The following is a 23,794-nucleotide window of genomic DNA, read 5'->3' as shown; positions in this document are numbered from 1 at the left end:
ATAGCTTATAGTCTAAAGTCGTAAACAAAATATGAAATTAAACCTTAAAGCTTAAAGCCTAGAGCCTAAAGCCTATAGCATTAAAAAAATATGAAATTAGCCGAAATATCCATAAAACGTCCGTCGTTAGTAATTGTATTGTTTACAATTCTGACACTTGGTGGATTGTTCAGTTACAGCCAGTTAGGTTATGAGCTGATCCCTAAATTTGAGCAAAACGTTATTACAATTTCTACAATTTATCCTGGAGCCTCTCCAAGTGAGGTAGAAAACACCGTAACCAAGAAAATTGAGGATGCGATTGCGTCCTTAGAAAATGTCAAGAAAATTGACTCGAAATCGTACGAAAGTTTGTCTATTGTTTCGATTACATTGACATCAAATGCAAAAGTCGATTTCTCATTAAATGATGCGCAGCGAAAAATCAACGCGATTATTAGTGATTTACCCGATGATGCAGAGACCCCTTCACTAACCAAATTCTCGCTGAGTGATTTACCAATTATGACATTGGGTGCCAACGGAAAAATGGATGAAGCAGAGTTTTATGACTTAATTGATAAAAAAATCGCTCCTATTTTATCTCGTGTACAAGGTGTAGCACAGGTAAATATTATTGGAGGTGAAGAACGTGAGATTCAGGTAAATCTTGATGCAGTAAAAATGCAGGGTTACGGATTATCTATTCCTCAGGTGCAACAAAATATTTTGACTTCAAACTTAGATTTCCCCACAGGAAACATTCAGACAAGAAATCAAAAAATATTAATTCGTTTAGCGGGTAAATATAGAAGTGTTGAAGAATTAAGAAACTTAGTAGTTTCTTCTCAAAACGGAATTCAAATTCGTTTAAGCGATATTGCGGATGTTCAGGATACTCAAAAAATCGCTGAGAAAATATCTCGTGTAGATCAAAAAAGTGCAATTGTTTTACAAATCGTTAAACAATCTGATGCAAATGCGGTTGCGGTAAGTGAGCAGTTATTAAAAACAATTGCCACTCTTGAAAAAGATTATGAAAAAAATCATTTAAAACTAGAAGTAGCAAAAGACAGTACAATCTTTACGCTTGAAGCAGCAGACTCTGTGGTTCACGATTTATTGATTGCGGTAATTCTGGTAGCTTTTGTAATGTTGTTCTTCTTGCACAGTATTAGAAACTCGTTGATTGTAATGGTTTCTATTCCGGCATCTTTGATCGCAACATTTATTGGTATTTATTTAATGGGATATACTCTGAACTTAATGAGTTTATTAGGATTATCTCTGGTGGTTGGTATTCTTGTGGATGATGCGATTGTAGTATTGGAAAATATTTACAGGCACATGGAAATGGGTAAAAGCAGAATCCGTGCATCATACGATGGAACTGCAGAAATTGGTGGAACTGTAACTTCGATTACATTGGTAATTGTGGTTGTATTCTTGCCTATCGCGATGAGTTCTGGTTTAGTTTCTAATATTATTACACAATTCTGTGTTACCGTAATTATTTCAACTTTACTATCACTTTTAGCTTCATTTACTATTATTCCATGGTTATCATCTCGTTTTGGTAAATTAGAGCATATCGAAGGAAAGAATTTATTTGGAAGAGTAATTCTTGGCTTCGAAAGTTATTTAACTCGTTTTACAAACTGGGTTTCTGAATTATTGACTTGGTGTTTAGATCACTATGTTAAAACTATCTTAGTTGTATTGGTATTGTTCTTCGGATCAACAATAGGATTAATGGGTGGAGGTTTCATTGGAGGAGAGTTTTTTGCTTCTTCTGATAGTGGAGAGTTCTTAGTTCAAATCGAAATGCCAAAAGATGCTTCGTTAGAACAAACCAACTTCATGACGCAAAAAGCAGAAGCTTATTTGAAAGCTCAGGAATATGTTCACAGTCAGATTACAACAGTAGGACAAACTTCTGAAGGTTTTGGAGCATCGCAAGCTACAGCTTACAAAGCGGAGATTGACGTAAAAATGATCGAGCAAAAAGATCGTACGGATGATGCGAATGTATACGCTGCAAAAATTAAACGTAAACTTGAAAAAGTATTAGTTGGAGCAAAAGTAAAAACGGTCCCGGTTGGTATCTTAGGTACTGCTGAAGATGCAACTTTAGGATTGATCGTAACTGGTCCTTCAACAGAAGCGGCTATGGCATTTGCTAAACAGGCGGAAGCTGAATTACGTACAATTCCTGGAACAACCGAGATCAAATTAACGGTTGAAGATGGTAATCCGGAGATTAACGTTAAGGTGGATCGTGATAAAATGTCCGCTTTAGGATTGACATTACAAACAGTTGGTTTAACCATGCAAACTGCTTTTAGCGGAAACACAGACGGTAAATACAGAGCTGGTGAATACGAATACGACATCAACATCAGATATAATGCATTCGACAGAAAAAGTATTACTGATGTTAGTAATTTGATTTTCATCAATGCAGCAGGTCAACAAATTAAATTATCTCAATTTGCTACAATTACTGAAGGTTCAGGACCTAGCCAGTTAGAGCGTAGAGATAAATCAGCGTCGGTAACTGTAAAAGGACAAAACGTTGGGGTTCCGTCAGGAACAATTGTACAACAATGGCAGGTTAAATTAGACAAATTGAAAAAACCAGCAGGTGTAAACTATATCTGGGGAGGTGATCAGGAGAATCAGTCTGAAGGATTTGGTACTTTAGGAATCGCTTTATTAGCCGCTATTATTTTAGTTTACTTGGTAATGGTGAGTTTGTATGACAGTTTCGTTCACCCATTCGTAGTATTGTTTGCTATCCCACTTTCGTTTATTGGTGCGATGTTGGCATTAGCTTTAACAAATAACTCATTAAACATCTTTACCATTTTAGGTATCATTATGTTGATTGGTCTGGTGTGTAAGAATGCGATCATGCTTGTCGATTATACCAACCAAAGAAGAGCTGCCGGAGAATCAATCAGAACGGCATTAATTCAGGCGAATCACGCTCGTTTACGTCCGATTTTGATGACTACAATTGCGATGGTATTTGGTATGTTCCCAATTGCATTAGCGTCTGGAGCTGGCGCTGAATGGAAAAACGGATTGGCTTGGGTAATTATCGGAGGATTAATTTCTTCTTTATTCCTAACCTTGATTGTGGTTCCTGTTATTTATAACATCATGGAGAAAATTATTCATAAATTCTCTAAAGGAGAAAAAATCGATTACGAAGCTGAAATGGTTGCCGATTATGAGCATACCGAATTAAGCGAAGACGGTTTCAATCCGAAACATACGCACTAGAAAATTCAATAAAGAAATTCCAAATTCCAAAGGAATCTCAAATACAAAAAATCCCAAATTCCGAAAGGAGTTTGGGATTTTTTTATAAAAAAAATTAATCGTGGAACTTCTAAAATTTAGAATTTGGAATTTTTTATATTGGAATTTGAATTTCTTTATTCTTTAATAAATTTGATTGTTTTTGTCTTGCCTTCTGATTTTAATTTTAATAGATAAAGCCCTGAAGAAACCTGAGATAAATCAATTTCAGAATGATTGCTGTTTAATTTTTTTGATAAAACAGATTTTCCTGAAATAGAGAATATTTCAATTTCGTCAATAAGAGCCGTATTATTTAGAGTCAAAATATGTTTTACCGGATTTGGATAAAATTTAAAATTAGGCAAATTAAAATCTGAGGTTGAAAGCGCTCCGTTTGATTTTGCTGTAACAGCAAGACGTTCGACACTTTCGATTCCGTCTATCGTTTGCGAAGCGTAATAAGTAGTTCCATCAACAATAACTGTTGTTAAGGGTAAAGGTGCTTCGGTTGTTCTACTCGTTTTTCCAGCCAATGGATTCTGATTTAGATACCATTTAATGTTTTGACCGTCAATAATAAGATCTGCAAGAGTTTGACCGATTTTGTAAATTAAAGTGATGATATTTTTGCCATTTACTAAAGGCGCAGACGGTTTTACATCGGCGACCATTGAAACGATGCAACCATTTACATCCTTAATTAATATCTCATGTGTTCCATAACTTACATTTGTAAAAATATTGTTTTGTTGAAAAGTACCTCCGTCTAAAGAATATACATGAGTGCCAGTTCCGCCAGTAGTAGTAATTTCTATAGTTTTATTTTGGACATTAATTACAGCAACTAAATTTGATGGTTGAGTAATTTCTGCCATAAATGAGACTATACATCCCATTGCATCAGTTACTTCAACGGTATAAGTACCGGAAAGTAAATTCGTAAAAATAGTGCTCTGTTGAGAATTTACAATAGGAACACCAGAAATGCCTTTAAGTGAATAGCTATATGGTGCCTTTCCATCAGAAACACTTACGTTAATAGATCCGTTTGACTCTCCAAAACAAGTTGGTGAAGTTGCTGTAAAAGTATTTAATTTTAAAGGAATAAAATCGGTTATGACCCCGATTAATGATGCTTCACAACCTAAAGCGTCCTTAGTTTTAACTTCATATATTCCAGGAACTAAATTTGTAAATACATTATTTGATTGGTAAGACTGACCATTTAAAGAGTACAGATAAGGAGATTTTCCACCCAATCCTTTTGCGGTAATAGTACCTTTAGTATTGACACAAGAAATAGGTTGAATATCTATAGTTGAAGATAATGTTGCCTTAAAGTTATTTACAGTAACAGTTGTGCTAGAGATGCAGCCATTTTGATCTTTTACATATAAAGTTCGTGTTCCCGCAGCCAAATTATTTGCTGTTGTTACACTCGTGAAATTATTTATATCCGTAAAAGAATAATAATAAGGCCCTTGCCCTCCAGATGCTTTAAGCGTTACTAAATCACGATCTCCGCAATTAACACCTTCCGTAACAGTCCCAATTGCAATTAAAGGACTTGGAGCTGCTGGTATTTGTGCAACTGGTCCAGGTTGTGTTATACAGTTGTAGCTGTCGCGCACTCTTATATTATATACGCCAGGATTAAGATAATCAAAACGTCCAGTGGTACTGTAAGTTTGCCCGTTGTCGATAGAATAAAAATAGGGAGGTGTTCCTCCGGTTGCTAAAATATCAAGGCCTCCTTTTTGATTTTCGCAAGCAGGTACCCGCATAGCCCATATTACTTGTAATGGTGGAGGAAAAATTATATTAAAAAAATTTGTAGTAATGGCTCCTTTATTGTCAATTCGCGCAAAAATTGTTTTTGCAGTCTCCGAAATATAAGCTGTTGGATTTGGAATCACATTTGCATTATTGGTAGCATCATTGACGCTCAAATGAAAACTAACAGTAGTTTCTGCAGGATTTAAATTGCCAATTAATTGTGCTTTTCGGGTAGTTAAGTCAAAAATTGGATAAGTTTGACATCCAATCATGTCGCTCACCTGAGCATAAAAAGTAGTAGTAAATAAGAAAAGAAAACAAAGTAAAGTTTTTTTCATAGTATTAGATTTGTTAAAATGGGCTGCCCAAATATAACTAAAAAACCTAAACGTATGTTTTATTGCAAATATAAATAATTATTGTAATAATCTATAATTGCCTTACCTTCAAGTAGAACGTCAGCTCCGATAATACCGTCAACAGGTTTTGATTTGTACGCCTCAAGAGCTTCATTTACATGTGAAAGATCAAAAATCACTAAACTAAAATCTGAGTTTTTCCAGCTCCCGATTTGTAAGAGATTGTGAGCAGATATTTGGGTTTTCATACCCGTTCCGCCGGCGCCGGAAGCTTTGGTTTTTGATTTTTTTGCCAATAATTCAAAACGATCGATACTCTCAAATCCTACACAAGAATTTGACGCTCCGGTGTCTAAAATAAAATTTCCTAAAATACCATTGATGCGGCCTTTTATTAAAAGATGCTGTGTTTTAGAAACTTTGAATTTTATTTTTTTGTATTTCTTTTTCTTGAGAACTTGATGAAGGTTTTCCATTTCGATTGAGATTGAAAGTCAAAAATAAAGTAATTTCTAAAACAGATCCTGATTCTTTTCATTTTATTGGGATAAAAAAAATAAAATTCCTCTATATCAGCCTGACTTTGTAATTGTTACTCTGTAAAATGGTATTTATTTCAGATTCTTTTTCTAAATTAGCTAACAAAATGTTTTTTTTATGGGCAACAAAATTCATCCTGATCAAGTGTATATTGAAGGAATTGCAGCAAATGATTCCGAAATAATTCAGTCTATTTATAAGAAATTCGTACCAAAAGTCGTCTTTTTTGTAATGAATAATTCCGGAGGGAAAGAAGAGGCACAAAAAATAGTGAAAGAAGTTTTGATATTGCTTTTCGATCAGACGAAAACCAAAACATTGCAATTGACATGCCCGTTTGAAGCTTACTTTTTTCTATTATGCAAAAGAAAATGGGTTCGCGAGTTTGAAAAAATTTCTAATAAAGGTGTTACAATTCACGAAGATGTCATCTCTATTAATGAATCTGCACTTGCATTAATTGGGCAAACAGAAGAATTCGAAAATCAACAAAATCTTTTACAAAATAAAGAAAACGATGCCGAAAGAGAGGCGTTTAAGGAAAATCTGAATCACATTTCAGAAAAACACTTCAATCCAAATAAACCAAAAGCTGCATTGATGCGTCCTTGGTATTATGCGGTGGCAATATCTGTAATTATTTTATTCGGATTATTCTTTTTTGATTATAATCAGAAACCGAGCTTTCATGATTACAACCATCCTGGGCAAGTTCATTTTGCAACAAAAAAGGCTACTGATGTAAATTTGGTACAGGCCGAAAAAGCATTTAACACGAGAAAATTTAAAGATGCAATTCCGTTTTTTGAGGCAATTCGTAAAGAAAACAAAACGCCGGAGGTTCAATATTCTTATGGCGTTACATTGATGGAAGCCAATCAGTATGAAAAAGCAGAAAATGTTCTAAATGAATTAAAAGCAGGCAGTCCGGATTACAAAGACAAAGCAATCTGGAATTTAGCTTTAATAAAATTAAAACAGAAAGATTACAAAGGATGTAAAGCAATTCTTCAGACGATTTCGCAGGATTATGAAGATTACGATGAAGTTCAGGAGCTTTTGGATGCTTTAGATTAGAGTTGTTTCACAGAGATACACGAAGAAATAAACAGAAATTCGCAGAGTTATAAAAAGCTTTGCGAATTTTTTTTTTTGCGCTCAGTCCGACAAAATAAAAATCCGTGCTAAATCCGCGTTTTCATGAAGTGAATCCGTATCATCCGCGTGCCATTTCATTCAAATTGGGAAAGTTTTTAATATTGTCGTAATTTTGCCCTTTTAAAAATTACAGTATTGAATTCAACACCCATAATTACCGATACACATACCCATTTATATTCTGAAGAGTTTGATCAGGATCGTGACGAAATGATACAGAGAGCGATAAATGTCGGAGTAACACGTTTTTTTATTCCAGCTATTGATGCCGCTGCAACACAATCAATGTACGATTTAGAGCAAAATTATTCGGAATATGTCTTTTTGATGATGGGTTTGCATCCGACTTACGTGAAAGATAATTACGAGGAAGAACTTAAACATGTTGAAACCGAATTAGCCAAACGAAAGTTTTACGCTGTTGGCGAAATCGGAATTGATTTATACTGGGATAAAACCCATTTAAAAGAGCAGCAAATTGCTTTTAGAAGACAAATTCAATTGGCAAAACAATACAAATTGCCGATTGTAATTCATTGTCGTGAAGCTTTTGACGAGATTTTTGAAATTTTAGAAGAAGAAAAATCGGATGATTTGTTCGGAATTTTTCATTGTTTTACCGGAACACACGAACAGGCTTTACAAGCCATATCCTATAATATGAAGTTGGGAATTGGCGGAGTCGTAACTTTTAAGAACGGAAAAATCGATCAATTCCTGAATCAAATTGATTTAAAGCATGTTGTTTTAGAGACCGATTCTCCTTATTTAGCGCCGATTCCGTACCGTGGAAAACGAAATGAAAGCAGTTATTTAGTCAATGTTTTAGCAAAATTATCTTATATTTATAATATTTCTGAAGAAGAAATTGCAGAAATTACAACACAAAACTCGAAAGACGTTTTTGGTATTTAATAATCAACTAACAATACTTTAATTTTTTTTTTGTTCTTTTGCCCACCTAAATAAATATTTATAATGCAGAAATTTGATGCCATTCGACCGTTTTATGATTCAGAAATAAATGAAGCGCTTCATGATGTTGTGAATCATCCGATGATGAAAACCATGATGAACTTTACTTTTCCGGAAGTTGAAGATGAGGTTTGGAAAGAGCAGCTTAAAAAAACACATTCAATTCGTGATTTTCAATGCAACTTTATTTATAATACAATACAAAAGGTTTTGGAGAAAAGTTCTGAAGGTCTTACAACTTCAGGATTCGAAAAACTAGAAAAAAATACTTCTTACTTATTTATTTCGAATCACAGAGATATTCTTTTAGATACAACTTTATTGAATGTTTGTCTATTCGAACATGGGTTGGTCATGACAGCTTCTGCAATTGGAGACAACCTGGTTAAAAAAGCATTCCTGAGCACTTTGGCAAAACTGAACAGAAACTTTTTGGTTTTGAGAGGATTGACGCCAAGAGAAATGCTGCAGAGTTCTAAATTGCTTTCAGAATATATGGGACAATTATTGCTTCGCGAAAATCGTTCGGTTTGGATTGCGCAGCGTGAAGGACGTACAAAAGACGGAAATGATGAAACCAATCCGGGTGTTCTTAAAATGATCGGAATGGGTTCTGACGAAGCTAATTTGATGGATTATTTCAAAAAATTAAAAATCGTTCCGGTTTCTATCTCCTACGAATACGATCCGACTGATGTTTTGAAAATGCCACAATTAATGGCCGAAGCAAAAAACGAAGTTTACATTAAAGAAAAAAATGAGGATTTCATGACCATTCTAAGTGGTATTATGGGAACCAAAAAAAGAATACATATTTCTGTTGGAGATGTTCTGGACACTGAAATTGATCAGATTGTAGCAGAAAATGATAACGCAAACAAACAAGTTCAGGCTTTGGCACAAGTTATTGATGATTCGATTTTGAAAAGTTATCAATTATGGCCAACCAATTTTATTGCTTACGATATTTTAAACGAAACAAATAAATTCTCTCATATGTATAAAGAGAATGAAAAATCGCTTTTTGAGCGTCGTTTAGAAATGCGTATCGGAAGTGACAATCCTGTTACCAAACAAGGATTTTTGTGCATGTATGCCAATCCGGTTGTCAATAAATTAAAATATCAGGATGTCATCTAAAGCTAAAATACTCTTGATTTATACCGGTGGAACTATTGGTATGAGTAAAGATTTTGAAACCGGCGCACTTAAAGCGTTCAACTTTGGAAAATTATTGCAAAAGATTCCTGAAATCAAACAATTAGATTGCGAAATCGAAACGGTTTCTTTTGAAAACCCAATTGATTCCTCTAACATGAATCCCGAAATGTGGACGAAAATTGCCACAATTATCGAGGAAAATTACACTGCTTACGACGGATTTGTAGTTCTTCACGGTTCAGATACCATGTCGTATTCAGCTTCGGCTTTGAGTTTTATGCTCGAAAATTTAGCAAAACCTGTTGTGTTTACGGGTTCGCAATTGCCAATTGGAGATTTGCGTACCGATGCCAAAGAAAACCTGATCACAGCCATTCAGATTGCTTCTCTTCAGGAAAATGGAAAACCCGTTATTACTGAAGTTTGTCTGTATTTTGAGTATAAATTGTACCGAGGTAACCGAACTTCAAAAGTAAATGCTGAACATTTTAAAGCCTTTACAGCACCCAATTATCCTGAATTGGTAGAATCTGGTGTGCACCTTAAATTAAACAGACATTTATTTCTTCCTGTAAAGAAAGATGCCAAATTGATTGTTCATAAAAATTTAGATAATCACGTTGCCATCATAAAAATGTTTCCGGGAATGAGCGAAGTTGTTTTGTCCTCAATTTTAGCTATAAAAGATTTAAAAGGTATCGTCCTTGAAACATATGGCTCAGGAAATGCGCCAACCGAAGATTGGTTTTTGAATTTAATTCAGAAAGCCATTCAGTCAGGTCTGCACATCGTAAATGTAACGCAATGCTCAGGCGGAAGCGTAAATATGGGACAATACGAAACTAGTACAAAGTTGAAATCCTTGGGCGTTATCTCAGGAAAAGACATCACTACAGAAGCAGCTATTACAAAATTGATGTATTTGCTGGGGCATAATATTCCAAAAGAAAACTTCAAAACTATTTTTGAAACTGCCTTGCGCGGGGAGATTTCACTATAGAAAATTCCAATAAAAAAATTCCAAATTCCAAAACGAAGAAAATTATTTCTAAAGTTTGGAATTTGGAATTTTTTTATTGAATTTATCAATTTTTATATCTCACTGCACAAGTTTCCAACTCTTCATCAGAACTTTGTTTTTTGTAATACACATAAACAATAACCGAAATAATACAGATTATACCCTGAATTGCTACCGTCGTTCTCGTTCCGATAATGTGAGAAACGTAACCGATTATCAAACTTCCCACAGGAATCATTCCCTGATAAGCCATTAGATAATAACTGATACTTCTGGATCTCATATTTACGGTACTTTGCGTTTGCACATAAATGTTGATCGATGAGGTTTGCGCCATCATCCCTACACCGCTCAAGGCCATGCAAATTAGCGCTACAGTCAAACTATTTGAATAAGCAAGTATAATGATGCTAAAGCCTAATAATAAGCTCGCTGCGATCATTATTTTATTCATATTGTCGGATTTTTTAAGATTGGCCAGATAAATGGCTGATACAATAGAACCAATTCCGGCAGCACTTTCAAACCAGCTGAAAGTTTGGGCATTTCCGCTAAAAATATCTTTCGCAAAAACCGGCATCAAAGTATTGAAAGAAATCACAAATAAGCTGCTGACCATTAACATCAAAAGCATTTTTGTCATTTCAGTTTCTTTTTTAACATAGTCCAGGCCTTCAATAAAATCATCCCACATTTTCAATTTATCTGTTGCTTTAATATGCGGCGTGATTTTCATCATCAACAAAGAAATCAAAACAGGAATATAACTCAGGAAGTTCCCAATAAAACAAATGTCTTCGCCATATTGATGCAGAATAATTCCCGCCAAAGCAGGACCTGCGATTCGGGCGAAATTGTTCAATGTAGAGTTAAGGGCAACGGCATTTGGTAAATCTTCTTTGTCATTCACAATATCAATCATCATGGTTTGTCTGCAGGTCATGTCGAAAGAATTGATGATTCCCTGAAAAAGACTCAAAGCCAGGATATAATTGATGTTGTATATTTTTAGATAAATCAGCAAAGCCAAAGCTCCCGCCTGAAACATTGCCAGAGATTGCAATAAAATCATGCTTTTGTGTCTGTCGTAACGCCCAATAATGCTTCCGGCAATTGGCGCCAGAAATAAAGACGGAATCATACTTAAAAAAGTAGCTAAACCCAATAAGAAAACAGAACCGGTAACGCTGTAAACCATCCAACTTACGGCTGTTTTTTGAAGCCACGTTCCGATAACAGAAACCGATTGTCCGTAAAAGAACAATTTGAAGTTTTTTGATTTTAACGCTTTAAACATAATCCTAAATATTTTTTTACAAAGTTCGGGATTATGATTTCATTAGAAAAATTAATAATTTTACTGATAATGAGTAGAAAAACTTATCAATATGGAAATCTATCAATTGCAATATTTTATCAAAACTGCTGAAGTACTGCATTTTACAAGAGCGGCCGAGTTGTGTTTTGTAACGCAATCCGGATTGTCACAGCAGATAAAAAAATTAGAAGAAGAACTCGGGATGCCTTTGTTTATTCGAATTGGAAAAAAAGTACAACTTACTGAAGCGGGTTCTGTTTTTTTAATTCACGCCAGACAGGTTATAGAAAATGTTCAGAATGGAAAGCAGGCAATTGATGATTTGAACGAGATGATTGGTGGCGAATTACGAATAGGAGTGACGTACATTTTCGGACTTTTGGTTTTACCGATTGTAAATTCGTTTGCAAAAACATATCCGAATTTAAAAATTGTGGTAGAATATGGAACGACCGAACCTTTGGAACAAAAATTATTAGACAATGAATTAGACATGGTTTTGGTCATTTCTTATAATGAGATTAAGCGTTCTTTTCAGAAAATTCCATTGTTTACTTCAAATCTGGTTATGGCGGTTGCAAAATCACATCCTTTGGCGGTTTTAGATAAAATTCCGTTTAAGAAAATAGAAGATATTCCACTTATTTTGCCCGTTCGCGGATTTAATTCAAGAGAGTTTTTAGATGAATTGTTTTTGAAAAATAATATGAAACCAAAAGTTTCGATTGAATTAAACGCAGTTCATGCACTTTTACGATTGGTTGGAGACAGCGATTGGGCGACAATTGTAACCGAAAAAGCCCTGCAAGGCTGGGATAATTTAAAAGCAATTCAGATTACCGGCGTTGGAACACAACGAGATTCGTTCATACTTACCATTGAAGGCGCGTATCAAAAAAAGGCTGTAAAATTGTTTATAGAAGAATTCAGAAAAAGTATGTAAAGTAATTTTTGATTTTGTTTTTCTAACTCGTTTTTTTTTGTGTTCTTTGCAGACCAACAAAGAGAGGTGTCCGAGTGGTTGAAGGAGCTAGCCTGGAAAGCTAGTATATGGGTAACTGTATCGTGGGTTCGAATCCCATCCTCTCTGCTGAATAAAATTAAAACCTGTAAATTATTTTGCAGGTTTTTTTATTGTCTATTAAAAAAGTAAAAATTGTAAATGAAAAGAATTTTATTATTAGTAATCCTTGGAATAAGTTTGAATTTACATGCTCAAACTGCAACAGCTGAAAAATCTATATTTGGAGCACAAGCGGGATTTATTGGATTATGGATTAACAATGAAAGTCGTCTTGTAAATAACTTTGTGTTAAGAAGTGAGGTTGGAATTGAACATGATATCGCTGTTGGAGATCAATATGAAGGAGCAGGTTTTATTTTTCAACCAGTGTTGACTATAGAACCTAAGCTTTATTATAATTTGAATAAAAGAAGTCAAAACGGGAAAAATATATCCAAAAACAGTGGAAATTATGTCTCGTTAAAAACAAGTTATCATCCTGATTGGTTCGTGTTGAATTTAGATGATAATATCACAAAAACCGCGGATTTATCGATTGTTCCTACCTGGGGATTTAGACGAGTGGTTGGAGAGCATTTTACATATGAAGGCGGAGCCGGTTTAGGATACAGAATTGTTTTTCTTAAACCAAATTATTATAATGGAGTTGCGCAAAATGTTGATGATTCGTCTACAAACAGAAATCAATATACGCCTTATTTTCACGTAAGACTTGGTTATACTTTTTAGTGCTCTACCGGAATATAAATATCAAACTTTACTCCTTCATTTAATTTCCCCGAAGCTTTGATAATTCCGTTGTGGTTTTCTACAATTTTTTTTACGATGGCCAGACCAATTCCGGTTCCTTTATAATCAGTTTTACTGTGAAGCTGCTGAAACATCTCGAAAACGCGATTCTCAAATTGAGAATCAAATCCAATTCCGTTGTCAGAAATTATAATGTGACAATAATCATTGGGTAAAGTAATGTTTCCAATGTTTGGTTTCGTATAAGAGGTTTCTATTGTTATGTGCGGAGTTTCATTAGGTTTTGAAAATTTAATCGAATTGCTGATCAGGTTGTAAAAAAGCTGTTCAAACTGCGAGGTAATAATATTGGCTTTACAATTTCCGGATATTTCAATAATGGCGTTTTGCAGCAATAAATCTTCTTTTAAATCTTCTAACGCTGTATTTATAACGGTATTAATATTTGTACTTTCAAATTTTCTTTCTGTTACATTAGTTCTTGAATACGTCAGTAAATCGTTGATAAGTGCCTGCATATGAGAAGCAGAAACTTTAATTCGTTCAAAATAAAACTTTCCTTTTGCGGAAAAATTTTGGAGTTCTTCTGTCAGAATTCTATCAGAAAAAACCTGTATTTTTCTTAAAGGTTCCTGTAAATGATGGCTTGAAATATAAGTGAAAGCTTCAAGTTCTTTATTGGCAAGCACTAATTCGGCAGCACGTTTTTCTTTTTCTGTGTTCTGAAAAATAAGTTCTGTATTTGCAATTAACAGTTCAGCGGCCCGGTTTTCTTTTTCCTGATTCTGAAAAGCAAGTTCAGCATTGGCAACAACAAGCTCGGCAGCCCGTTTCTCTTTTTCCTTATTCTGAAAAATAAGTTCTGTATTGGCAATTAGCAGTTCAGCGGCTCGATTTTCTTTTTCCCGATTCTGAAAAGCAAGTTCAGCATTGGCAACCACAAGTTCCGCAGCCCGTTTTTCTTTTTCTGTGTTCTGAAAAGCAAGTTCAGTGTTGGCAATCAGAAGTTCGGCGGCACGATTTTCTTTTTCCTGATTTTGAAAAGCAAGTTCGGTATTGGCAAGGAAGAGTTCAGCAGCCCGATTTTCTTTTTCCTGATTCTGAAAAGCCAGTTCGGTAGTGGCAACAACAAGTTCAGAAGCACGATTTTCTTTTTCTTTATTCTGAAAAGCAATTTCCTTATTAGCAACAACTAATTCAGTAGTACGTTTTTCATTATTTTGAATTTGTAAAATGAGCTTTTTATTGGCTAAAAGTAGTTCAGTCGTTTGATGTATCGTATGTTCATCTGAAGTCTTATTTAGCGCTATTGAACTATCTTTTTTTTGTTCCATAATTGCGAGGCAATTATCAAAGATAGTGCAACTTGATTTAATACTTTGATTTTCAGAAAATAAGAAAGTGTATCCTCGATATTATAAGGAATAACGAAAGCACAAAACACAAATAATAAGTTTTTTCTTAATTTATTTCGTCAGAGTTTAGCCAAATTACATTTTGTTTCGATTCGTGTTCCTGCCCAATAATGTCCCGGTATAATTCTGGTCTTCGGGCTTGTATATAGCGATTTCCTCCAGCCTTACGGCATTTTTTAGGCGTTATAATTGCCGTTGCAAATGAATCGTCAAAAGAATGACATTCAGCAATAATATCTCCAAAAGGATCAATAATCATCGAACAGCCATTTTTAAGCTGATCGTCATCCATACCAATTGGGTTTGAAAAAATCGTATAAATCGCATTGTCATAAGATCTTGCAGGAAGCCATTTCATTAACCAGTCACGCCCTTTCATTCCGTTGAATTCCAAACGTAAAGAAGTTGGGTCAGCTTCGCGGTTTTCCCATAGCTGCGAATCCACAAATCCGGCGCCAGGACGTGTAGAAGGGGTACACATCGTCACGTGTGGCATGAAAATAATGTCTGCGCCTAAAAGTTTTGTGGCACGGACATTTTCGATAATATTATTGTCATAGCAAATTAAAATGCCGCATTTCCAGCCTTTGATTTCAAAAATGCAATAGCAATCTCCAGGTGTTAAATACGGATTTATAAACGGATGAAGTTTTCTGTATTTGGCGACTAGACCATTTTTATCAACACAGACATAAGCTTTGAATAAATTGTCATTTTCATCCTTTTCAAAAAGCCCTGCTAAGATTATAATATTTTGGTTTTGAGCAATTTCAGTAAGTTTTAAGATGCTTTCTCCAATGGGTATAATTTCGGCCAAATCCAGCATTTGTTCTTTCGATAAATTTCTGGCAAAAGTATATCCGGTGATAGAACATTCGTGAAACGAAATTATATCGCAGCCGTCATTGGCGGCCTTCTGCGAAAGCGTTTCTATTACACCTAAATTGTATTTTTTGTCGCCGCTTTTATTTTCGAACTGAGCTGTTGCAATTTTTAGATTTTTCATATTACTGCTTATTATTTTAGAATTAAAAGTAGTATTTGGAAAATCTTATAAATTGTATAAAACCGACATTTTAAAGAGAAACAGCTGGAGTCGTTTTGATAAGATTGCTGGTTAATTTTCCGCTGGTGGAAGAATATTCTTTGGGAGATATTCCGGTGTGTTTCCTGAATTCTTTTATCAAATGAGATTGATCTGAAAATCCTGCATCATAACAAATTGAAGTAAGATTCGTATGGTTAGGTTTGTCTTTTAACAATTTTAAAAAATGATGCAGCCTTATGATATTGCCAAATTTCTTCGGATTTAAGCCAATTGATTCTTTGAATTTTCTTTCCAGATGTCTTTCCGTATAGCCACTATGTTTTACTAATTGTTCTAAAGAGAAAACGCCTTTTTTTACCATTATAAAATCTAAAGAACTATTGATTATAAATTGGTTTGATGATTTGTTCTGGCAGATTAAATTTCTGAAGAAATCATTTAAAAATTCAAGTCGGGTGTGATTATTATGCTTTTCGGCTAAATTTTCCTGAAGAATCAAACCTTCTGAACCAAATATATCATCAATTGAAATAATGGAATCCTGAAATTCATTCGCAGAAATTCCTAATAACTGATGTATTCCGTTCGGTTGAAAAACAACGATTATTAAAGCAATTTCATTATTCGAATAAATGTCTTTAAAGCCGTCGAGCTGCCCGTATAAAAAGGAAGCTGGCAGATAATTTTTTACTTTGTAATTACTGATTCCTGAAATAAGTTTGCTTTTTAAAGAAAATACAAGCCCGGTATTGCCGTCAGAAAATAAGCGAAGTTTTTGGATCGCCGTTTCTTCATTATCTAAAAAAAGATAATGTTTTATGTAAGATAATAATTCTTTTGGCGGTGAAACTTGCATTGTTTTAATTGTTAACTGATTAGGTTATGAGTAAACAACTTTTGGTAAAAATAGAAATATTTTTCCAAACCCATACACGGTATAAGATTTCGTTTGGGGGATATTGTTTCTTGTTAAAAATATCCAAAAATATTATATATTTGAAACGTATATAAATAATTTTAATGGATTTACCTGCTTACTCTCCGGGGTTGCATAAACTAATTACGCTACATGTCGATCACCCTCAAAGGCTAACGGATAGTAAAGGTTTTGTTGCAATTACCAATTCAATTTTAGAGGCTTATCAACTTGAAAAAGTAGGTGTTATTGTTCATGATTTTGACAATGATAGTTTTACAATTTCTTTTTGCCTTAAAGAATCCCATATTTGTATACACACATGGCCTGAATACAATCAACTGACTTTAGATGTTTATCTGTGCAATTATCAGCAGGATAATTCTCAAAAAGTACGAGATATTGTGGCCGGCTATATTGCTTATTTTGAAGGAACAATTATAAAAGATTTTGAAATTAATCGATAGTATATGAAAGTTCCCTGCTATAATTGTAATACTGTTACTGAATTAGAAGTTGGTTTTGAAGTTAAAAACTTTGTTTGCCCCTCATGTCACAGTTTATACGTGTCTGATAGTGAAGGACAGCTTCGATTAAAAACGAAATATACACCTGAAGTAAATGATTTTGCCTTCAAGATTGGAGAAGAAGGAGTTCTAAAAGGAGTTGAATATACAGTTACAGGTGCAATAGTCAAAAAAGTCAGCGGCGGTTATTATTGGACAGAATATATTTTAAACAGCGCAACAGGTGATTTTGTTTACCTTTCGGAATCAGATGGAAATTGGATTCTTTTAACAGAAATGGAAGAAAAATTTGAGGTCAGTAAACATCCCAAAAAATTGGAATACAACAATACCAATTTTGACCTTTATGAGTATTGTGATGCGAGAATTGAAAATGCTCAGGGATATTTTGATTTTTCATTGCCAAATTATAAAATTCATATGGTTGAATATATTCAGCCTCCTTTAATGATTTCGGTTGAAAAAATAGATCAGGCAGAAACTGCTTTTCTTGGTGAATACATCGCTAAAAACGAAATTAAAAAAGGATTTCCTGATGCCAATTTACCGTATCAAACGGGAGTAAATATAACCCAGCCCTTTTATTTTGACCTGCAAAACACAGCGATAATATTTTGCATTTTTGCTTTATTGATTATAGTTTCAAACTGGTACATTTATAAAGATCAGACACAGCAAACGGTATTTGATAGATCATTTACGTTTACTGATTTCAATGATAAAGATATCATAGGTGATTCATTTGTTTTGAGCGGAGGTTCGGCACCAATTACAATTCACGTGTCAACCGATGTAAATAATTCATGGGCAAATGTCGATGTGGCTTTGGTAGATGAGAAAAATAATGAAGAAATTCATGCCAATAAAGATATCGAATTTTATCACGGTTACGAAGACGGAGAAAGCTGGACAGAAGGAAGTTCAAATGAAAAGTTTAATATCTGTGGTGTAAAGGCAGGAAAATATCACCTTTTAATTACACCGGTAAAGGCGCCGGAAGATATTAATAATAATATAATGACGGTAAAAGTATTATGGAATGAACCCTCAACCCGAAATGTTTGGCTCGTTGTCATTTTTATGATTGCTGTTTTCCTATTGATCCGTTTTTTAAAAATCAATTTTGAGAAAAAGAGATGGTCAGACAGCTCCTATTCTCCCTATAGCGAATAAAAGAAGATGAAAGAAATTTTCGATTTTATAAAGAATAATGTAGCTGCAACCGTAATAGGCTTATTTTGCTTTGCAGCATATTTGTATTTTGCGTATTCAGGAAACCGAATTTGTGATTGCGAATCAACAGAAAAATATAGTTCATCAGGAAGTCATAGTTCCATAAATCGTTTTTATCACAAATAATAATTTTAAAATATGGATTTAATACACACTCAGCCAATCGCTAATTCGATCATTTATTCGTTTTTAGGAATTATAATCTTAATAGTGGCTTATTTTATTATCGAAAAAATCACTCCCGAAAATACGTGGAAAGAAGTGGTTCAAAAAAACAATATAGCAGTTGCAATTGTTCTTGCAGCGTTTATCATTGGGATCTCAATGATTATTAGTGCCGCGATTCATGGGTAAAAAGTTTCTCCGATTTGAATTTTTACTTCTATTTGCAGTATTTGTTATCGCGACCTGCGGACTTGTCTACGAACTTGTTGCGGGTACTTTGGCCAGTTATTTATTAGGAGATTCAGTAAAGCAGTTTTCGTTTATTATTGGAGTTTACCTGTTTTCAATGGGTATCGGCTCTTTTTTCTCTAAGTTTTTCAATAAAAATCTACTAAATACTTTCGTCGAAATCGAAATTTTAGTTGGTCTAATTGGAGGATTAAGTTCAGTAGTTTTATTTTTATTGTTTGAAAGTGTCGAATACTTTCAGTTCATCTTATACCTGTTGGTTTTCGTAACAGGATTTTTAGTGGGATTAGAAATTCCATTGTTGATGAATATCTTAAAAGACAAAGTCGAATTTAAAGATTTAGTTTCCAATGTATTTACCTTCGATTATATTGGAGCGTTGCTGGCATCGATACTTTTTCCTTTAATTTTAGTTCCGAAGTTGGGGATTATGGGAACCTCATTGTTCTTCGGAATGATCAACGTTAGTATCGCAATTGCCTTATGTTTTCTTTTAAAGAGAGAGCTTAAAAATAGCTATTTCTTAAAAGTAAAAGCTGTTTTTTCATTCGCAATTTTATTAGGCGTATTTATCTTTTCGGATATGATTTTAGCGTATTCCGAAGGAAAGCTTTATGGAGAAAATATCATTTATACAAACTCAACTCCTTATCAGCGTATTGTTTTAACTCATAATAAGAGCGATTACAGACTATATTTAAACAACAATTTACAATTCAGTTCAGCCGATGAATATCGCTATCACGAAGCATTAGTTCATCCGGTAATGTCGATTGCTAAAAGTGTCAAAAATGTTTTAGTGCTTGGAGGGGGAGATGGTCTGGCAGTGCGCGAAATTCTTAAATACAAAGACGTTCAGAAAATTACTTTGGTTGATTTAGATCAGGGAATGACAAAATTATTCAAGACCAATAAAGTTTTAACTGATTTTAATAAAGGTTCCCTAAATAATTCAAAAGTGACCGTCATAAATACCGATGCTTATATTTGGGCAAAAAGCTTTAAGGAAAAGTTTGATGTGGCGATTATAGATTTTCCCGATCCATCAAATTATAGCTTAGGAAAATTGTATTCACTTAATTTTTATCAAACGGTAAAAAACATTTTACAGCCTGACGCAGCAGTCGTAATTCAGACAACATCACCTTATTTTGCGCCAAAATCATTTTGGTGTATTAATAAAACAGTAATGCGGGTTTTTTCTCAGGTGGATGCGTATCACGCCTACGTTCCTTCGTTTGGAGAATGGGGGTATACTATTGCAATTAACGGATTTGGAACTACTTTTAATCAGGTTAATAGAAAAGCTCCCGGATTAAAATTCTACAATTATCAGTTCGATCGATTTAATTATTTTACCAACGATATGATCTCAAATGAAATTGAAATCAATCGATTGGACAACCAAATTTTAGTACGCTATTTTGATGAAGAATGGGGAAAATTACAGTAAATCACGGCGGAATTTTGTAAAAGGAATTACGGCTTCTTTGTTGTTAATCCCTTTTTTACAGTTTTGCTCAGATAAAATAGTTCATTTACTGATTCGTTTGTCTGGAACAAATCATCTTTTGGGACATCGTCTTTGGATTAAAGATTTTCCAAAACCAAGTAAACAAATTTATGTTCCCTATCTTATAATTGGTGGCGGGATTTCGGGTCTGAGTGCTGCCAGACAATTTCATAAAAAAGGAATTTCTGATTTTCTGGTAATTGAATTAGAAGGACATTTAGGCGGAAATTCTTCAAACGGAGAAAATGAGCATTCTAAATTTCCGTTAGGAGCACATTATTTGCCTTTGCCAAATTTTCATGATAAAGAATTATTACAGTTTTTAGAAGAAGAAAAAATCATTTTAGGATATGATCAGAAAGGTTTCCCCATTTTTGATGAATTACAATTGTCATTTGCTCCTGACGAACGTTTGTTTTATAAAAATAACTGGCAGGATGGTGTGGTCCCCAAAGAAGGAAATTCTAAAGAAGAAGATTTCGAATTTCAGCGATTCTTTAAATTGATGGATTCTTTTAGAGAAGGAAAGGGAGCTGATGGAAAATATTTATTTGATATTCCGCTTTACCTTTCATCAAGAGATACTGCAAATATAAGTTTAGATAAAATTACAATGAAGGAATGGTTTGAAACCAATAATTTTAAAACCAAACCATTGTTCGATTATATTGATTACTGTTGTAAAGATGACTTTGGACTGGGAATTAATTATGTTTCTGCCTGGGCTGGAATTCATTATTTTGCCGGACGAAAACAAGATGCAACTTCTGATAAAAAAGAAAGCGTTTTGACCTGGCCTGAAGGAAATGCAAGATTGGCATCTCACTTAAAAAAGTATACCAATAATAAAACACTGAAAAATCATTTGGTTTATGAAGTGAAGATTGAAGCCAATAAAGTCATTGCCACGGCATTTGATGATGTCAAAAAAGTATCGCTGGAAATAATCGCAGACAAGGTAATTATGGCGACACCTCAATTTGTAAATCAATATTTAATTCAGGATCGAAAAGAATTCACAAAAGAATTTCATTATACTCCCTGGCTTCTGGCGACTTTAACGGTGACAAATTTATCGGATAATTTTAGTTTTCCACTTTCATGGGACAATGTTATTTATGGTGCTAAAGGATTGGGTTATGTTTATGATCAGCATCAGTCTTTAGAACAAATTCAGAATAAAAAAGTAATTACGTACTACTACAGTTTTTCTTCTTCAGATTTAAAAAAATCACGAAAAGAATTGTACAAAAAGGATAAAGAATATTGGAAACAGTTCGTTTTTGACGATCTAAAAATCGCACATCCGGACATTGAGGATTGTACGGAGCAAATGGAGGTTTTTTTATTAGGCCATGGAATGATTAGCCCGTCACCCGGATTTATTTTTGGCGAAACAAAAAAAGAGGCTTCAAGAAGTATTAAGAATATGATATATTTTGCTCATACCGATTTGTCGGGAATTTCAATTTTTGAAGAAGGCTTTCATCACGGAATTAACGTCGTAAACCAAATTTTAGATGAAACAACCCTGGATTCATAAAGCCAAAACGGATGCGTTTTTTATTATCGGGCCTTCATTTTTTGTATTGGCCATTATCTTTCTATTTCAGGATTACATAACCAAAATTGAAAGTAAATATTCATTTTATACTTGGTTGTTTCTTATTGTTTTTATTGACGTAGCACACGTTTATGCGACATTATTTAAAACCTATTTCGTAGCCGATGAGTTTAGAAAAAATAAGAAAAGATTGCTGTTATTACCGACAATTTGTTTCGCAATCGGAATCATTCTTTTTTCTTTTGGAAGTTTAGTCTTTTGGTCTTTTCTAGCATACGTTGCCGTTTTTCATTTTATAAGGCAGCAATATGGTTTCATGCGTTTGTACAGCAGAAACGAAGAGAAAACAAAACTATCTGTTGTTTTGGATAATCTTGTAATCTATTCTTCAACCGGTTATCCGATGCTGTATTGGTTTTTGTCTTCCGACAGAAAATTTAATTGGTTTGTTGAGAATGAGTTTTTTCGCTTTCAAAATGACTTTTTACTGCAACTTTCAAAATGGAGTTATGTTGCGATTATTCTTGTTTATATAATTTATACTATCAACAAAAGCGTCAAAAATAAATTTGTAAACATTCCCAAAAATGCAATTATTTTAGGGACAGCCCTTTCTTGGTATTTTGGTATTGTTTATTTTAATGATGATCTTATTTTTACGTTATTAAATGTCATTTCACATGGTATTCCGTATATCGCCTTGATTTATTTCAAAGAAGTCGAAAGTAAAACAAATGTAAAATCAGGTATTTTTGGTTATTTGAAAAGCTATAACGCGATACTTATTTATGTTTTAATTTTGTTGGGAATTTCCTTTACAGAAGAATTTTTATGGGAAATCATGGTCTGGAAAGAAAATATATCAATGTTGACTTTTGATTTTTCAACCTGGCAATTTTTAATAGTACCCTTGCTAAGTGTACCACAGTTTACACATTATTTGCTTGACGGATTTATATGGAAAACTAAAAAATCTAATCCTGCAAAACCATCTTAACTTTAGAAAGCATACGTTCTACAAACATTTTATAGGCCAACTCAGAAGGATGTAAGCCATCTGTTGTTACTAAACCTGGGTTATTCAAACCTTGTCTGGTAATATCTGTAATTGAAACAAAGGCGACATTATTCATCGTACAATAGTTCTCGGCAAATGAATTGTATTTGTTTATTTCGTTGGAGATTGTCTCCTGATTCATAGTCGTTTTTCCAAAGGGTGTGTAGGCATAATCAGGAATAGAAAGAACAATGACGTTTTTTTTATCACCTTTCGCTAAAGTTATTGCTTTAGCAACTAGTTCAGGAAATTCTTTTTCATAAATTGAAAAATCTCTTCCCTGATATTGATTGTTTACGCCAATTAAAAGGGTAACCAAATCATAATTTGATTCTGGTTTTTGAGTATTTATTGCCGAAATTAAATTGGTAGTGGTCCATCCGGTTGTTGCAATTATTTTTAACGAAAACGCGCTTTGTGGAAAAACTGCTTTTAAATTTGACTTTAATTGTTCCGGAAAGCGACAAGTTTCACAAACACTTTGACCAATCGTATAACTATCGCCTAAAGCTAAATAAGTTACAGTGCTTGAAATTGGCTTAACTGGAACCTGGTTTACAGGAGGAATTACATGTGGAGGAGAAACAACAATTGGCGAAGGAGTTTCGTCACTATTGCAGCTTAAAAGAAAAATAGCCAGTATAATCGTAACTATTTGCTTGAATTGTGGTTTCATAATTTCTAAAAATTAGCTTATACATCATTCGAAACAAATAGTTACGTTAAATATTTTGTTT

20 protein-coding genes and 1 tRNA gene are annotated in these 23,794 nt (G+C 33.9%); 14 read left to right on the top strand and 7 right to left on the bottom strand.

Features of this window, described 5'->3' with window-relative positions:
• Positions 1-90 precede the first annotated feature (90 nt).
• Entirely contained in the window at positions 91-3,267 is a 3,177-nt protein-coding gene (locus J2X17_RS01750; protein ID WP_310294102.1) for an efflux RND transporter permease subunit, read from the top strand.
• Between the two features lie 155 nt (positions 3,268-3,422).
• Here the strand turns inward: J2X17_RS01750 and J2X17_RS01745 are convergent, their stop codons facing one another.
• Positions 3,423-5,402: a T9SS type A sorting domain-containing protein gene (locus J2X17_RS01745; protein ID WP_310294101.1), complete on the bottom strand. Its 1,980-nt coding sequence runs from the start codon at positions 5,400-5,402 to the stop codon at positions 3,423-3,425.
• A gap of 59 nt (positions 5,403-5,461) precedes the next feature.
• Complete coding sequence (locus J2X17_RS01740; RefSeq protein ID WP_310294099.1) at positions 5,462-5,899, bottom strand: retropepsin-like aspartic protease; 438 nt, start codon at positions 5,897-5,899, stop codon at positions 5,462-5,464.
• Positions 5,900-6,080: 181 nt separating this feature from the next.
• Between J2X17_RS01740 and J2X17_RS01735 the strand changes: the two genes are divergently transcribed.
• The 4 genes from J2X17_RS01735 to J2X17_RS01720 all read left to right on the top strand — a co-directional run bounded on the left by J2X17_RS01735 (position 6,081) and on the right by J2X17_RS01720 (position 10,257).
• A complete protein-coding gene (locus tag J2X17_RS01735; RefSeq protein ID WP_310294097.1) occupies positions 6,081-7,040 on the top strand; it encodes a tetratricopeptide repeat protein in 960 nt (319 codons plus the stop codon).
• Between the two features lie 216 nt (positions 7,041-7,256).
• Positions 7,257-8,036 carry a TatD family hydrolase gene (locus J2X17_RS01730; protein WP_310294095.1) on the top strand — a complete coding sequence of 260 codons (780 nt, stop codon included), beginning with the start codon at positions 7,257-7,259 and terminating at the stop codon, positions 8,034-8,036.
• 63 nt (positions 8,037-8,099) lie between these two features.
• A complete protein-coding gene (locus J2X17_RS01725; RefSeq protein ID WP_310294092.1) occupies positions 8,100-9,236 on the top strand; it encodes a 1-acyl-sn-glycerol-3-phosphate acyltransferase in 1,137 nt (378 codons plus the stop codon).
• Entirely contained in the window at positions 9,226-10,257 is a 1,032-nt protein-coding gene (locus J2X17_RS01720; RefSeq protein WP_310294090.1) for an asparaginase, read from the top strand. Before J2X17_RS01725 ends, J2X17_RS01720 begins: the two co-directional genes overlap by 11 nt.
• Before the next feature lie 85 nt (positions 10,258-10,342).
• Here the strand turns inward: J2X17_RS01720 and J2X17_RS01715 are convergent, their stop codons facing one another.
• Complete coding sequence (locus tag J2X17_RS01715) at positions 10,343-11,575, bottom strand: MFS transporter (RefSeq protein WP_310294088.1); 1,233 nt, start codon at positions 11,573-11,575, stop codon at positions 10,343-10,345.
• A 91-nt stretch (positions 11,576-11,666) separates the two neighbouring features.
• Here J2X17_RS01715 and J2X17_RS01710 point away from each other — a divergent pair, with 91 nt between their 5' ends.
• The 3 genes from J2X17_RS01710 to J2X17_RS01700 all read left to right on the top strand — a co-directional run bounded on the left by J2X17_RS01710 (position 11,667) and on the right by J2X17_RS01700 (position 13,349).
• On the top strand, positions 11,667-12,539 hold the full coding sequence (locus J2X17_RS01710; protein WP_310294086.1) for a LysR substrate-binding domain-containing protein: 873 nt from the start codon (positions 11,667-11,669) through the stop codon (positions 12,537-12,539).
• Positions 12,540-12,599: 60 nt separating this feature from the next.
• Positions 12,600-12,686: transfer RNA gene (locus tag J2X17_RS01705), tRNA-Ser, on the top strand.
• 72 nt (positions 12,687-12,758) lie between these two features.
• Positions 12,759-13,349 carry a hypothetical protein gene (locus J2X17_RS01700; RefSeq protein WP_310294084.1) on the top strand — a complete coding sequence of 197 codons (591 nt, stop codon included), beginning with the start codon at positions 12,759-12,761 and terminating at the stop codon, positions 13,347-13,349.
• Here the strand turns inward: J2X17_RS01700 and J2X17_RS01695 are convergent.
• The 3 genes from J2X17_RS01695 to J2X17_RS01685 form a co-directional block, all read right to left on the bottom strand.
• Positions 13,346-14,704 (bottom strand): sensor histidine kinase, encoded by a 1,359-nt coding sequence (locus tag J2X17_RS01695; RefSeq protein ID WP_310294081.1) that lies wholly within the window; start codon positions 14,702-14,704, stop codon positions 13,346-13,348. The genes J2X17_RS01700 and J2X17_RS01695 overlap by 4 nt on opposite strands.
• A gap of 127 nt (positions 14,705-14,831) precedes the next feature.
• A complete protein-coding gene (locus J2X17_RS01690) occupies positions 14,832-15,791 on the bottom strand; it encodes a nitrilase family protein (protein WP_310294079.1) in 960 nt (319 codons plus the stop codon).
• Positions 15,792-15,861: 70 nt separating this feature from the next.
• Positions 15,862-16,689 (bottom strand): helix-turn-helix transcriptional regulator, encoded by an 828-nt coding sequence (locus J2X17_RS01685; RefSeq protein ID WP_310294077.1) that lies wholly within the window; start codon positions 16,687-16,689, stop codon positions 15,862-15,864.
• 164 nt (positions 16,690-16,853) lie between these two features.
• Between J2X17_RS01685 and J2X17_RS01680 the strand changes: the two genes are divergently transcribed.
• From J2X17_RS01680 to J2X17_RS01655, 6 genes are all read left to right on the top strand, one after another.
• Positions 16,854-17,216 (top strand): S-adenosylmethionine decarboxylase family protein, encoded by a 363-nt coding sequence (locus tag J2X17_RS01680; RefSeq protein ID WP_310294075.1) that lies wholly within the window; start codon positions 16,854-16,856, stop codon positions 17,214-17,216.
• A gap of 3 nt (positions 17,217-17,219) precedes the next feature.
• Positions 17,220-18,449 (top strand): DUF4178 domain-containing protein, encoded by a 1,230-nt coding sequence (locus J2X17_RS01675; RefSeq protein WP_310294073.1) that lies wholly within the window; start codon positions 17,220-17,222, stop codon positions 18,447-18,449.
• Positions 18,450-18,647: 198 nt separating this feature from the next.
• A complete protein-coding gene (locus tag J2X17_RS01670) occupies positions 18,648-18,863 on the top strand; it encodes a DUF350 domain-containing protein (RefSeq protein WP_310294070.1) in 216 nt (71 codons plus the stop codon).
• Positions 18,856-20,376, top strand: a complete 1,521-nt coding sequence (locus J2X17_RS01665; RefSeq protein ID WP_310294068.1) for a polyamine aminopropyltransferase — start codon at positions 18,856-18,858, stop codon at positions 20,374-20,376. Before J2X17_RS01670 ends, J2X17_RS01665 begins: the two co-directional genes overlap by 8 nt.
• On the top strand, positions 20,351-21,979 hold the full coding sequence (locus tag J2X17_RS01660) for an NAD(P)/FAD-dependent oxidoreductase (protein WP_310294066.1): 1,629 nt from the start codon (positions 20,351-20,353) through the stop codon (positions 21,977-21,979). Before J2X17_RS01665 ends, J2X17_RS01660 begins: the two co-directional genes overlap by 26 nt.
• On the top strand, positions 21,957-22,997 hold the full coding sequence (locus J2X17_RS01655; protein WP_310294065.1) for a hypothetical protein: 1,041 nt from the start codon (positions 21,957-21,959) through the stop codon (positions 22,995-22,997). The genes J2X17_RS01660 and J2X17_RS01655 overlap by 23 nt, the downstream gene beginning before the upstream one ends.
• On the opposite strand, the gene J2X17_RS01650 is transcribed toward J2X17_RS01655, so the two are convergent.
• Positions 22,975-23,733 (bottom strand): SGNH/GDSL hydrolase family protein, encoded by a 759-nt coding sequence (locus tag J2X17_RS01650; protein WP_310294063.1) that lies wholly within the window; start codon positions 23,731-23,733, stop codon positions 22,975-22,977. The two genes, J2X17_RS01655 and J2X17_RS01650, sit on opposite strands and share 23 nt — an antisense overlap.
• Positions 23,734-23,794: the final 61 nt, after the last annotated feature.

Source organism: Flavobacterium aquidurense (assembly GCF_031458035.1).
Lineage (GTDB): Bacteria > Bacteroidota > Bacteroidia > Flavobacteriales > Flavobacteriaceae > Flavobacterium > Flavobacterium aquidurense_C.
This window is presented reverse-complemented; position numbering and strand designations above follow the sequence as displayed.